Below are 12,893 nucleotides of genomic sequence, written 5' to 3'. Positions count from 1 at the left end.
TCCTTCCTCGGGACGCCATGATGGCTCCCGGGGCTCCGAAATCTCCTGTGCAGACTATCTGCGGCCTTCATCCGGGTCCAGCCGGGCCTGCCGGACACCATCCGCAAAGGAAAGCTGCACATGGCTCCCCACTGGCAGGGCAGCGGATGATGTCACGGCATGACCTGCCTCATCCTGCACCAGAACATAGCCCCGTTCCAGAATGGCGAGGGGTGAGACGGCCTTCAGATGCCGGGCCACCCCTTCCAGCCTCGTCCGCTGGAGGGCAAGCCGGGACTGCACCGTCTCCAGCCGCAACGGCGCCCGCAGCAGACGCATCTGGCAGCCATCCAGATACCGCTCCCAACCAGACTGCAACCGCCCGGCCTGTGCCTCCACGAGGCCACGCCGCTGCCCCATGACGGTCTCCACGGCGGGCAAATGATAGGCAGCCTGCCCCAGCCGGGCACGGGCACGCATCACAAATCCCGGCAGGGCCAGCTCCAGCCTCTGGGCACGATCATCCAGCCGCATCCGGGCTGTGTCCAGAAGCCCCGGAAGGTCCGGCATCCGGGCCGCCACGGCCTGGAGCCGCAGCCCCTGCCGCTGCAATATCCCCGCCAGACCACCAGAAAGCCGTGCCGCCCGATGGGCGAGATCCGCCATCAGCTCGGACCGCAGGGGCACCGCCATTTCAGCGGCGGCAGTCGGTGTGGGGGCCCGACGGTCGGCAGCGTAATCAACGAGGGTCGTATCCGTCTCATGCCCCACGGCAGAAATCACCGGCAGGGGGCAGGCCGCCACGGCCCGTACCACGGCTTCATCATTGAAGGCCATCAGGTCCTCCAATGAGCCACCACCACGGGCCACGATCAGCACATCAGGCGGATTGGGAAGGTTCCCCATGGCCTGCACGGCATGGGTGATCTGACGGGCTGCCCCTTCCCCCTGCACTGCCACGGGCCAGAGCAGGACATCCCGCGGGAAACGGCGGGATATGGTCGTGCAGATGTCGTGCAGCACCGCCCCGGACCGGGACGTCACCACCCCCACGCAACGGGGCAGGAACGGAATGGGCTTCTTGCGCCCCTGATCGAACAGCCCCTCATCCCGCAGGCGGACACGCAGGGCTTCGATCCGGGCCAGAAGGGCACCTTCCCCTGCAAACTCCATGCTGTCGATGATGAGCTGATAGTTTGAGCGTTCGCCATAGGACGAAATCTTCCCGGTGGCGATGACCTCCGTTCCATTCTCCGGGACCATCCCCAGCCGGGAAACGTTCCCCCGCCAGATGACACCCGATATTTTCCCGCCCTCATCCTTGAGGGAGAGATAGACATGACCGGAAGCATATCTCTTCATCTCCGTGATCTCGCCACGGACACGTACCCGCCCGAAGGTGCCTTCCAGCACACGTTTGATCGCCGAGGAAATAGCTCCTACGGAATATTCCGGTATGTTGCTGCTCCCCGGCCCCGTACCGCCCTGCGGCCCGGCGGGAGAAAGAAGGCTCTCTCGTTCCATCATGCGGCCATTCTATGCTAAATGGCAGATGACGTGAAAGCGGCTATCTGCATCACACGAGATATAAAAGGAAACAGGATGCGCGTACTTCTGGTGGGTTCAGGTGGGCGGGAACATGCCCTTGCCACAGCCATTGCCCGGTCCCCTCTGCTGGACACACTCTTTGCCGCCCCCGGCAACCCCGGCATGGCAGCCTGCGCACGCTGTGTTCCCATTGCGGCTGATGACATTGCCGGTCTTGTCGAGTTCGCCCGGAAGGAAAAGATCGACCTCGTCGTACCGGGGCCAGAAGTCTCCCTCGTGGCAGGGCTGACCGATGCCTGCCAGAAAGCGGGTATCGCCTGCGCTGGCCCCTCCCAGGCTGCCGCCGCTCTGGAAGGCAGCAAGGCCTTCACCAAGGAAGTGGCCGATGCTGCCGGTATCCCCACCGCCCGCTGGCAGCGTTTCGACGCCAGCAGCAGCAAGGAGGCCGCCAAGGCCTACGTCCGTGAACAGGGTGCTCCCATCGTCATCAAGGCGGATGGTCTGGCCGCCGGCAAAGGCGTGGTCGTGGCACAGAGCGTGGATGAGGCTCTGGAAGCCATCGACCGCCTCGGCCTGCCGCTAGTGATTGAGGAATGTCTTGTCGGACGGGAAGTGTCCCTCTTCGCCTTCTGTGCGGATGACAAAGCCAGCCTGATCGGGGCTGCACGGGACCACAAGCGGGTCGGTGATGGCGATACCGGGCCAAACACCGGCGGCATGGGAGCCATCTGCCCGCCACCGGATTTCGACCGGGCGGCGCAGGAAGCCGCACTGGACCTCACGGTCCGCCCGATGCTGGCCGAGATGGTCCGCCGGGGCACGCCGTTCCGTGGCGTCATCTTTGCTGGCCTGATGCTGACGGAAGAAGGGCCGAAGCTGATCGAATACAACGTGCGCTTTGGTGACCCGGAAGCACAGGCCCTGCTCATCCGTCTGGAAAGCGACCTTCTCCCTGCCCTCAAGGCTCTGGCGGAAGGCACGCTGTCCGAGGACAGCATCCGCTTCTCGGACAAGCCGTCCATTTCTCTGGTGCTGGCCGCCAAGGGATACCCGGATGCGCCCGTCAAGGGCGGTGTCATTTCCGGGCTGGACCGGACGGAACAGCTGCCCGGTGTATCCGTCTTCCATGCCGGAACCAAGATGGATGGCGACCGGCTTCTGGCCAATGGCGGGCGTGTCCTGACCATCTGCGCCACAGGCCCCACGGCAGCCAAGGCCCGCTCCCGGGCTTATGAGGCCGCAGCAACCATCCAGTGGGATGACAAGATGCTCCGCAGCGACATTGGGCTGTAAGATTTTCCGCACCTGCAAAACAGGCCCGGCCCATGAAAATGAGCCGGGCCTGTTCCGTATGAACCTGTCCGCCGGGTTCTGTCAGCTTTCCGTTTCTGACAGCAGATTCGGCAGTTCCCACAAGCTGTCAAACTGATAGGTAGGTTTCATCTCCCTGCAAACCTCTGCCACACCGTGACCGTAACTGGCCCAGCAGACATCCATGCCAAGGGTCTGGGCAAACCCGATATCCGCTGTCGTATCACCCACCATGAGGCACTGCTCCGCCCCCCAGCCCGGCAGCATATGGGCCAGACGCTGCGTGAAAACCTCCTTCTCCGGCTTGCGGGGCAGCCCCTCTTCAGCACCGATGGACGCCTCAAAAAACGGCTCCAGCTGAAACCGGGCAAGGCTGTGACGCAGGGTCGGGCCGTGCTTGTTGCTTACGGCAATCATCCTGTAGCCCCGCCCCTGGAGAATCTGGAGCACCTCATGGGCTCCGTCATACAGATAGGTTTCTTCCTCATCCGCCTGGGCATAACGCTGGCGGTAGGCAGCCACATAACGCTGGGCCTCATCCATGGAGGCCCCTTCATCCACAATGCTCTGATAGAACCCCTGTAGCGCATCCCCCTTGCCCAGCCGCTCCTTCAGGTAGGAACGGGGCGGTGGCGTCCGGCCAATATCCGTGAAGGCCTCCTCCAGACTCCGCAGGATGGCAGGGCGGGTCTCGGCCAAAGTGCCGTCATAATCCAGCAGAAGAATGGGGTAACGTAGCATGTGGGCTCTTCCTTGCTCTCAATTCTGTCCTGAACGGGCCATGATCTGTTCCAGGCCCGCCGTCAGACCAGCTGCATCATCCGTCACGGGCAGCGTGTCAGCGTAATGTCCTTCCGGTGTCATGACCACAAAAGATGGAGCCGACTGATAGTAACTCTGCCCCGGCTCCAGCGCATAGGGCGCATGGTAGAGGCGTGTCATGGCCTGTGTCATGTTCGGGGTCGCAAAAACCGGGAAGATGTGCGGGGCTACGCCCATCACATAGTCCTTCAGCGTGTCCGGGTCTTCCGCCCGGGCATCCAGCGAGACGACCAGAGGCAGGACAGGCTGGCCTTTCTGCTTCATCGTCACGAGGGTCTGGTCCAGAGCCTTGAGCGGAGGCTGGCAGCGTTCCGGCGGGCAGCGTGGGTCCACAAACCAGACGACCGTCCATGAGCCCCGGAAATCACCTTCCGTCACCATGCCACCACCAAGGGAAAAGACCCGGAAAGAGCCGCCCACCACATTGCCCTGTGCGTGAACCCGTGCCCCTTCATCCGCCCCTGTGGAGAGCCAGTAACCACCATAGCCCAGCAGCCCTGCCAGCAGGATCAGCCCCAGAACGACCAGCCCGGCCCGACGGACGACTGTTTTCTTCGGGTCAGTTTCCGGGCCTGCCCCGGTCTTCGAACGGTCCGTCATGTCTGTTCCTGTCTCCTCATTCCTGTCCGGCTGCATCAGTGCGCCTCAGCCCAGTTCTGGCCAAGCCCCGTTTCCACGGAAAGAGCGACATCCAGCCTGGCCACGGATTCCATGACCTCCCTCACGAGGGCCACCGTCTCCTCAGCCTCGGCTTCCGGGACTTCAAAAAGCAGCTCATCATGTACCTGAAGCAGCATCCGGGCCTTCAGCCCGGCCTCGGCCAGACGGTCCGGCAGGGTGACCATGGCCTTCTTGATGATGTCCGCCGCTCCACCCTGCAGGGGAGCATTGATGGCCTGACGCTCGGCATAGGACCGCTGCGCTGCCTGCTTTGCCGTGATTCCCGGCACATAGCAGCGGCGACCGAAGGGGGTCAGCACATAACCCTTCTCCCGGGCCTCTTCCTTCATCTTTTCCATATAATCCCGGATACCGGGATAGCGGTCAAAATAGGCCTCGATATAGCGTTTGGCCTCACCCTGCGGCACCTGAAGCTGCCGGGCCAGCCCGAAGGCCGAAATGCCGTAAATGATGCCGAAATTGATGGCCTTGGCCCGTCGCCTTGTCAGCGGGTCCATCTCTTCCAACGGGATGCCGAACACTTCGGACGCCGTGCGGGCATGGATGTCCTGCCCGTGACGGAAGGCATCCAACAGTGGCTCAATCTGTGCCACATGGGCCAGAAGGCGCAGCTCGATCTGGCTGTAATCGGCAGACAGAAGCCTGTGCCCCGGAGCCGCCACGAAAGCCTGACGGATGCGTGCCCCCTCCTCCGTGCGGATGGGAATGTTCTGGAGGTTCGGCTCGTTGGAGGAGAGACGCCCCGTGGTCGTGGTCGTCATCTGGAAGGTGGTATGCACACGCTGGGTCTTCGGGTCCATCAGCTTGAGCAGCGCATCCGCATAGGTGGATTTCAGCTTGGCCAGACGCCGCCAGTTCAGGATTGCCGTCGGCAGATCATGGCCCTGCTCGGCCAGCTCTTCCAGCACACGGGAATCCGTGCCCCAGGCACCTGTCTTGGTGCGCTTGCCACCGGGAAGGCCCATCTCATCAAACAGGATTTCCCCCAGCTGCTTGGGCGACCCGATGTTGAAGGGCCGCCCCGCACGGTCATGAATCCCCTGTTCCATCTCCGCCATGCGGGTGGCGAAATCCTCCGACAGGCGGCGCAGCTCATCGGCGTCCACCCGCACGCCAGCTTCCTCCATGCGCTCCAGAACGGTGATGAGCGGGCGTTCCATTTCCTCATACAGGGCCGCCGCCTTCTGGCGGGGCAGCGTCACACGCAGCACCTCCCAGAGGCGCAGCGTCACGTCGGCGTCTTCCGCTGCATAGGCAGTCGCTTTATCCAGCGGCACCTGCGTGAAAGGCACCCGGTTGCGCCCCTTGCCCGTCACGTCATCATAGGGAATGGGGGTATGATCCAGATGCAGGCGGGAGAGTTCATCCATGCCCTGCCCGTGCGCCCCGGCGGACTGGGCGTAGGACAGCAGCATTGTATCATCCAGCGGGGCAATGACCTCCAGACCGGCCTGCCGCAGGATGGTGAGGTCATATTTTGCATTCTGGAAAATCTTCAGGACGGCCTCATCGGCCATCAGCGGGGCCAGCTGATCCAGCGTGGCCTTCACGTCCAGCTGGTCGCCCACGGGAGCTTCCAGCGTGCCTTCATGACGGAACGGCACATAACAGGCCCTGCCCGGAGCCACGGCCAGAGACAGGCCAACAATTTCGGCCGTGCGGGCGTTCAGGCCGGTTGTTTCCGTATCCACGGCCACACGTCCTGCGGCACGGGCGGCGTCGATCCACCGGGCCAGCGTGTCCCTGTCCGTGACGGTCTCATAGGGACCGAAAGGAGCCTCACTGCGGAGTATCTCCCCGGCATCCTGCCCCTCTGCCGCAGCTGAGGCCGGGCTGGCCTCGGGCCTGCGCTGTGCCGGATGACGGGCCTTGCCGCCAAAGCCCATGCGCTGGAGAATGGAAGAGAACCCCATGCTCTCCAGCCAGCTCCGCAACATTTCGGCGTCCGGCTCACGGGGCCGCAGCTCATCGACAGGTGTCGGCACGGCCACATCATCCGCCAGCAGGACAAGCTGCCGGGAGATGCGGGCACCTTCGGCGTGATCGATCAGATTCTGCCGCCGCTTGGAAGGCTTCATCCCGGGGGCTGCTGCCAGAACGGCCTCCAGCGATCCATATTCATTGATCAGCTGCGCCGCTCCCTTGGGGCCGATGCCCGGCACGCCCGGCACGTTGTCGGTGGAATCCCCCATGAGGGCCTGCACATCCACCACCTTGTCCGGCGTGACGCCAAACTTGGCTTCAACCTCGGCCAGACCGATGGGCTTCTGCTTCATCGGGTCTTTCAGGGAAACACCGGGGCGGACAAGCTGCATCAGGTCCTTGTCTGACGAGATGATGGTGCAGCTGCCGCCCTGCTCCACGACCAGGCGGGCATAGGTCGCCAGCAGGTCATCCGCCTCCCAGCCCGGCAGCTCGATGGCCGGAATCCCGAACTGGTCGGTCGCCTGACGAATGAGGTCGAACTGGGGGCGCAGGTCTTCCGGCGGTTCGGGGCGATGGGCTTTATAATCAGGGTAAATGTCGTTACGGAAGGTCTTGCGGCCTGCATCGAAGATCACGGCCATCGGCTGGCCTTCATGCTCCTTGATGAGCCGGGAGAGCATGTTGGTGAAGCCATAGACGGCATTGACGGGCACACCCTCCGGGCTGCTCATGGGGGGAATGGCAAAGAAGGCACGGAAAATGAACCCCGAACCATCCACCAGAACCAGATGTGTGTTTTCTGACGTCACGCCGTCTTTCTCCCCTGCCCGTGCTGGCAGATCAGTCTTGCAGATGCTTTCTTCTCTAGCCGATTTCCGCCGTTTTAAAAACGGCTCCCTGTCCGTCATGTCCGCATTTCTGCTCATGGGCCTGATTGGAGGATGCCAGACACCCCCAGCCCCCCGAAGCCTGCCCCATCGCCCGGCCGAGGCGGCTTACGTCCCTGCCAGCGTGACGGTTGCCCTCTCCGATGGCCGCAGGGCACCGGTACGGCTCTACCCGGCAACTGCTCCCCAGCGTGGTGTCATTCTGGCCTTTCATGGCTTTGGAGACAGCCGGGACGCCTGGGAGGTCATGGCCCCGGCCCTCAACAGGGCGGGCTTTCTCATCGTCGCACCGGACGTGCGGGGCTTTGGCGAATTCCCCGCCAAGGGGGGATGGAGCACGACCGACAGGATGGTTGCCGATGCCGTGGAGGAAGCCCGCTGGTGCCAGCAGCACTGGCCCGGCCAGCCCCTCCATCTGATGGGGGAAAGCATGGGGGGTGCCCTTGCCCTCCTGACCAGCACGGCCCTGACGGCTCCCCGCCCTGACGGGCTGATCCTTCTGGCCCCGGCCATCATGACGATTGGTGAGCCGTGGCAGACCCTTCTGGAAGGCTGGAACCTCATCACGCCACAGGCACGGCTGACGGGTGCGCATATGCCGGGGCATCATGTCGCCACGGCCAATCTCAGGGCCATGCGCCGCATGTTCTTCGACCCGCTGACACGCCACGGCACGAACGTGCACGCCCTGCGAGGGCTGACGCATCTGATGGCCCGTGCGCTGGAGCAGGCACCCTTCGTACAGATACCGACCCTGCTCATCTGGGGAGACAGGGACCAGTTTGTCCCCGCCTCTGCCACACGTCGGCTGATACGGCAGGCTCCGCCATCCCTCTTCCGGCTGGATGAGCTGCCCCGTGGGTATCATCTCATCACCCGTGAACCGCAGGACCGTCCGGCCAGGGACATCATCTCATGGATCGAGCGGCCTGACCGTTTTCTCCCCTCTGGCGGGGACAGTGCCGCCACCATGTGGCTCTGGCTGGAACAGACACGCTGACATGGATGAAAAAAGAGTGCCGCAAGGGCTAGGCAAGCACGCCACTTGCCGTTAAAAGTACCGCCAACAGGGACCCGTAGCTCAGCTGGATAGAGCGTTGCCCTCCGAAGGCAAAGGTCGCGCGTTCGAATCGCGCCGGGTCCACCAAGGATTTTCCCAATTTTCTGGCATTTTACCGTCGAGTCCGGCATCACTCCACAAGGAACTGATCCGATTTGAACTAAGCCATGGTATTTTTTGATCAGATCGAAAATGATTCTGAAGAAAAATAGCCTCGATCATTCATTCCTACAAAGGAATCCTCTAACGAGAACAAGCAAAACAGCACTGAAGAATAAACTTATTATTTAAGTCAATCCAAACGACATTCCTTACAGCGGCTGATCAGCAAGTCCCATATAAAGTAAAATTTATGCTCCTTTTAAAGGAACAATCCCACCATCTGATAAGAGTTAGAGGGTATAATCATATGTTATGGATATAAACCCCATCTCTTGATCTTGATATTTACCTATCATGAATTTCTCATTCGTTTCTTATACACCTTTATGCTGTCTTTCTCCGCTTTTTTCCAAGAACTTACAATATTTTCATTCCGAAGACGCTCTAATATTTTAATGTTCTCCTTACTGTCCTCAATACGAAGCCTACTGGTACTTTCATCAGAAAGCTGAAGATAAACACCCCCTAAACCACACAGAATACGCAAGAAAACATCTTTTCCAACCTGATCAATCACTCTTACCAAGAGTCCTACAAAAATTTTACTATCAATCCTCTCAAGGCTATGTACAGCCCTTTCCAATACTGCTCCAACAATAGGAATATTTTTTTCATGAGCATATTTTATTACTTCCTCCCAGGAAGATCCATCAAAAACTTCCATGAAGTTTTCTGTGTTCTGGACAATATACTTTTTAATATCCGATGGAATTTTCTTATCTTTAAAGAGTTGAGTTAGATCTCCTGCAACGAGATCAGGAGTCATATACGACCAAAAATTCTTGGACTTACTTATGAAATCAGAACGTGCTGACCATTCCATTTGAGAGAGTCGTTCATAAGATTTTTCATCATCAGCAATAATATCCCTCTCAATCAGCCATCCAAAGAGCTTGTTGTCTCGTGAGACAATTTTATCAACTTGTAGATACTTTCCTAACTTCAAATCAGAGACCAATTTCGTCCGCAAGTCGGATGAAAAGAAATTATCAGGACAATTAAGAATACGATATGCTATATTTTCACGCCTCGTTTCCCCTTCGTCAGAATTATTCTCATCTATCACTTCAACTTCCGATATACCCTCTTTGGCCTTAAGTAAAGAAGCAAGATTTTCATCCACTTCTCCATTTTCTCCAACATATAAACAGATATTATGAAGTTTCGGTTGAAATCTTCCAGTTTCCGCCAAAAGGGGCCAGACATCATCAGGAAGAGACTCTATTTTTTCCACCACACAACTATCATGAACATTAATTAATACATCTTTAAGGCAAGAAACATTATAAGAAAAAAGCTCTCTAATTACTTCAACAAAAGACTCATTATTGTCTATAGAAAAAACTTTCCCCTTGATAACTTCAATATACTCGGAAATTTTGGACAATACATAATCATATACTTCCTTATTATTTCTTCTAATTCTATTAAGTGAAATACTATCCTTTGAAAGGTCTGCGGCTAAAGAAATATTTTCACATGTAAGCTTATAAATATTTTTCCTTACGAAAGCCTTCTGAAGTTCCTCACCAAGATACCGCAATGCAGGCACACATACCTTAGCTCTCCTATAGAGTTGAGAAATACTCTCAGCATTCTCATGAGACATTCTACCAGACAGAACAGAAAATTTATCATAATTTTCCAAAAAATAATCTGCCACAGATTCATCTATGCTTTGCTCTTTGAGACAAGATATGTCGGACAATATCCCATTTATTAAAATTATCCGAATGTTATTGTTAAAGTCCTCTCCACCTATGAAGTGAAAAATAATCTCAGATGAGAATTTAGCCAGTTTTTGAGCAAGTTTTATCTTGTCCTCATTCGTCACCGAATCTGACTTATAATAAGAATTAAGAAACTTTTTTTCATGTTTTCCTAGAATACTCAATTTTCTAGAAATAATATCTAAAGCATTCTCTTCCTTATCTAGAAGATATTTTAGAATATCAATATTATAAAAAGAATATTTTGAGGAAATTTCATCCCTATAATCATTAATGATATTCTCAACATCACAATGATCCAGGTGAAAATATTCATCCATAACGTCACACTCTATATGATGGATGATAAAATTCATTGCATTGGAACTAAAATAGGAATCATGGTAACGGGTCGTATATAAAGAAAAATTGCGTCCAACATAGCCGTGCTCGACAAGTTGATAAGCCAGCTTGCTCTGCAATAGTGTACGAACTTCTGTTATAAAATCTTTGTCACCTTCCTCCGCATTGGAGACCTCCATAGAACTTGAATAAGTTATCAATTCATGAAAGTCACATACATTCAAATATCTATTTTCTTTATCTAATTTCTCTATCTCCTTTTCCAGATCCTCTCTATCCAACTCCATCAACTTTAGAAAATCCACCTCACGCCCTACCAAATCACAGATACGATCTCTCGATAGATTTATTTTTAATTCTTCAAAATGACTTAGATAAGCTGACCTACTTATACGTTCATTACATTCCCAGACAAGATTATAAGCCCCCTGTTCAATATCCATCCAGAATTTAGAAGATTTCATCTCATCCATAGAATGATGAACACTACCAACAGTAAAATTCTTAACATTCACAGAAACACCCATATCCTGCCCCACATTTTCTATGTATTTTTTTATTATATCATGTAGCCGCACACTATTCCCTTCTAAATTTTCAATTTTATCCAAATTATCTCTCATCTCTTTTATCTTAGTAGCATTCAAATTTATGCGTCTATTAATAAATTCACGGCTCATCCTATACAAATCATCTATCCTGCTTTTTCTAAAGCGTATGTTTTCAAAATCTTCTAAATGAGTATTTTTATACACAACCATCGCAAAAAGCTCATTATCCTTCAATTTAAGAGCTTCACCACCTCCTGAGAAAATCATTTTTCTGAATACAATAAATTCATTCAATATATTCTTTAGTAACCTCATATCCGGGATGGCTGACATGGCTATATTGATCAACTTATTATCAATCTTATGATCTTTAATTTTCTCATCAATTATATCTTTTGCAAGACTCTTGGATGTCAAATATGTCACGAAAGGGACAATAGGAATGATTATATTAAAAAATTTTGTTCTATTAGAGTTGACCGCTTCCTTATGAACAAATCCGTCCAAATCCATCTCACCTTCTCTCCTTTCAAAGATACTATCCTTTACAGCATAAATAAATCTAATATTCTTTTTTATTTGAGGAGAATTATTTAACAATGTATTCAATGAACGTAACGTATCAAAAATATGACAGTCATCAAAACGATCGATATCCTCAAAAATTACTATATCCTTGTTAGAAGGATCAAAAAAATAGACAATCTCATCAAGATATTGATCAAAATACGACGCAGAATTTTCATCCAATGAAACAGTAGCTGATCCTGCTGATAACTGCTTTACTCTAATTCGTCCATCAAAAATCTTAAACAGACAAAATATAGAAACAAAAAAGATAAATGGAAATACCGCATATGACAAAGGTTTATATGCATATAATAAAGGAAACTCCTTTAGAATTTTCTCCAGCCACCCCGCAAGAAAAAAAATAACGGTTAATATCACGCTTGCCCAAAAAGATATGAATATACATCTCATCCATTGAAAACGCTCAATTCGCCTGAAACGTGATGCAGAAGCCTTTTTAGGACTTTCTCTATATAAAAGCTGCTTGACAATCTCTTTCTGAATCTGGTTTGTTAGCGTCATTGCTTGTGGAGGCAAAGTAGCTTGCTCCTCATTATCTGGAATATTACCTTCTTTTATTTTCTCATATGTACTTTTCCCAGATAAAGATAGAGTGGATAAAGACAACTCAATTACACCATTCTTACCTGCTGTAAATTTCTTTAGAATACTGCTTTTCCCCGTTCCATAAGGACCGGATAAAGCTATATTAAGATTTTCCTTATTCTTGAGAGCTTCCTCAAGTGCTTTTACATATGTGCCATGTTCCTCTTCTATGTAGGCAGGTTTCAGCGAAACCAAAGAAACATCAAAATCACAACAATTTTCATCAATCATATTTTTTACTCTCCAGCCATAGACTCACAGTCGTCACTGTGGTCTCAAAGCTCCATTTTCAGCAACATGACCTAACACATTTCTCATGTCCGGCTCCACACGCATCACCCTCCAAAAGAACAAGAAAAAACAGACATTGGGAGCATTTATAGTGCCGATACGTTTATTGATTCCGAAATGAAGATGCCCATGCATAAATAAAATATAATTCATCATCGAATAAATTAAAAATCGAAACTTTAATGAAAGTACAAAAATAGTATAAGTTAAGCTGGGGATACACTTGTAAAATCCATTAAAAATTTTGACAAAATCACTTTCTTGACACTAGAAATCTACCTCCACGCCAGAATAATTCTCACTTTAAGAGACGTATACATCGTCAGCCAATACAAAATAACCCCTCCCATCTCACATCCCAGAGAACACTCTACAACCCCCCACACTCAACCCGCCATGGAAACTTTACCCTCCAGATTGTGCCTCA

The 12,893-nt window shown here is 53.1% G+C and carries 7 protein-coding genes and 1 tRNA gene; 3 read left to right on the top strand and 5 right to left on the bottom strand.

Going from position 1 to position 12,893, the window contains the following annotated elements:
* Positions 1 to 54: 54 nt before the first annotated feature.
* Positions 55 to 1,506 carry an exodeoxyribonuclease VII large subunit gene (gene xseA, locus DTQ13_RS07130; protein ID WP_043560782.1) on the bottom strand — a complete coding sequence of 484 codons (1,452 nt, stop codon included), beginning with the start codon at positions 1,504 to 1,506 and terminating at the stop codon, positions 55 to 57.
* A 75-nt stretch (positions 1,507 to 1,581) separates the two neighbouring features.
* Here xseA and purD point away from each other — a divergent pair, with 75 nt between their 5' ends.
* Positions 1,582 to 2,820: a phosphoribosylamine--glycine ligase gene (gene purD, locus DTQ13_RS07125; protein ID WP_086431138.1), complete on the top strand. Its 1,239-nt coding sequence runs from the start codon at positions 1,582 to 1,584 to the stop codon at positions 2,818 to 2,820.
* A gap of 81 nt (positions 2,821 to 2,901) precedes the next feature.
* Here the strand turns inward: purD and DTQ13_RS07120 are convergent, their stop codons facing one another.
* The 3 genes from DTQ13_RS07120 to polA are packed head-to-tail and all read right to left on the bottom strand — an operon-like array spanning position 2,902 to position 7,076.
* Complete coding sequence (locus DTQ13_RS07120; RefSeq protein ID WP_103765371.1) at positions 2,902 to 3,579, bottom strand: HAD family hydrolase; 678 nt, start codon at positions 3,577 to 3,579, stop codon at positions 2,902 to 2,904.
* Positions 3,580 to 3,597: 18 nt separating this feature from the next.
* Positions 3,598 to 4,260: an SCO family protein gene (locus DTQ13_RS07115; RefSeq protein ID WP_043561521.1), complete on the bottom strand. Its 663-nt coding sequence runs from the start codon at positions 4,258 to 4,260 to the stop codon at positions 3,598 to 3,600.
* 35 nt (positions 4,261 to 4,295) lie between these two features.
* The gene (gene polA / locus DTQ13_RS07110; RefSeq protein WP_248460428.1) at positions 4,296 to 7,076 is read right to left on the bottom strand and encodes a DNA polymerase I; all 2,781 of its coding nucleotides are present in this window, start codon (positions 7,074 to 7,076) and stop codon (positions 4,296 to 4,298) included.
* A 97-nt stretch (positions 7,077 to 7,173) separates the two neighbouring features.
* On the opposite strand from polA, the gene DTQ13_RS07105 reads away from it, so the two are divergent.
* Together DTQ13_RS07105 and DTQ13_RS07100 are read left to right on the top strand one after the other, a co-directional pair.
* The gene (locus DTQ13_RS07105) at positions 7,174 to 8,154 is read left to right on the top strand and encodes an alpha/beta fold hydrolase (RefSeq protein ID WP_248460427.1); all 981 of its coding nucleotides are present in this window, start codon (positions 7,174 to 7,176) and stop codon (positions 8,152 to 8,154) included.
* 70 nt (positions 8,155 to 8,224) lie between these two features.
* Positions 8,225 to 8,301, top strand: a tRNA-Arg gene (locus DTQ13_RS07100).
* Between the two features lie 367 nt (positions 8,302 to 8,668).
* On the opposite strand, the gene DTQ13_RS07095 is transcribed toward DTQ13_RS07100, so the two are convergent.
* Positions 8,669 to 12,406, bottom strand: coding sequence for a hypothetical protein (locus tag DTQ13_RS07095; RefSeq protein ID WP_248460425.1), 3,738 nt, complete (start codon positions 12,404 to 12,406; stop codon positions 8,669 to 8,671).
* Positions 12,407 to 12,893 lie beyond the last annotated feature (487 nt).

It is taken from the genome of Parasaccharibacter sp. TMW 2.1888, assembly GCF_023167265.1.
GTDB lineage: Bacteria > Pseudomonadota > Alphaproteobacteria > Acetobacterales > Acetobacteraceae > Bombella > Bombella apis.
Note: the sequence above shows the minus strand (reverse complement) of the source record. Positions and strands in the feature narration are given on the sequence as shown.

Coding starts and splice junctions, on each gene's coding strand:
- xseA (WP_043560782.1), bottom strand. CDS start 1,506: ATGATGGAACGAGAGAGCCTTCTTTCTCCCGCCGGGCCGCAGGGCGGT.
- purD (WP_086431138.1), top strand. CDS start 1,582: ATGCGCGTACTTCTGGTGGGTTCAGGTGGGCGGGAACATGCCCTTGCC.
- DTQ13_RS07120 (WP_103765371.1), bottom strand. CDS start 3,579: ATGCTACGTTACCCCATTCTTCTGCTGGATTATGACGGCACTTTGGCC.
- DTQ13_RS07115 (WP_043561521.1), bottom strand. CDS start 4,260: ATGACGGACCGTTCGAAGACCGGGGCAGGCCCGGAAACTGACCCGAAG.
- DTQ13_RS07105 (WP_248460427.1), top strand. CDS start 7,174: ATGTCCGCATTTCTGCTCATGGGCCTGATTGGAGGATGCCAGACACCC.
- DTQ13_RS07095 (WP_248460425.1), bottom strand. CDS start 12,406: ATGATTGATGAAAATTGTTGTGATTTTGATGTTTCTTTGGTTTCGCTG.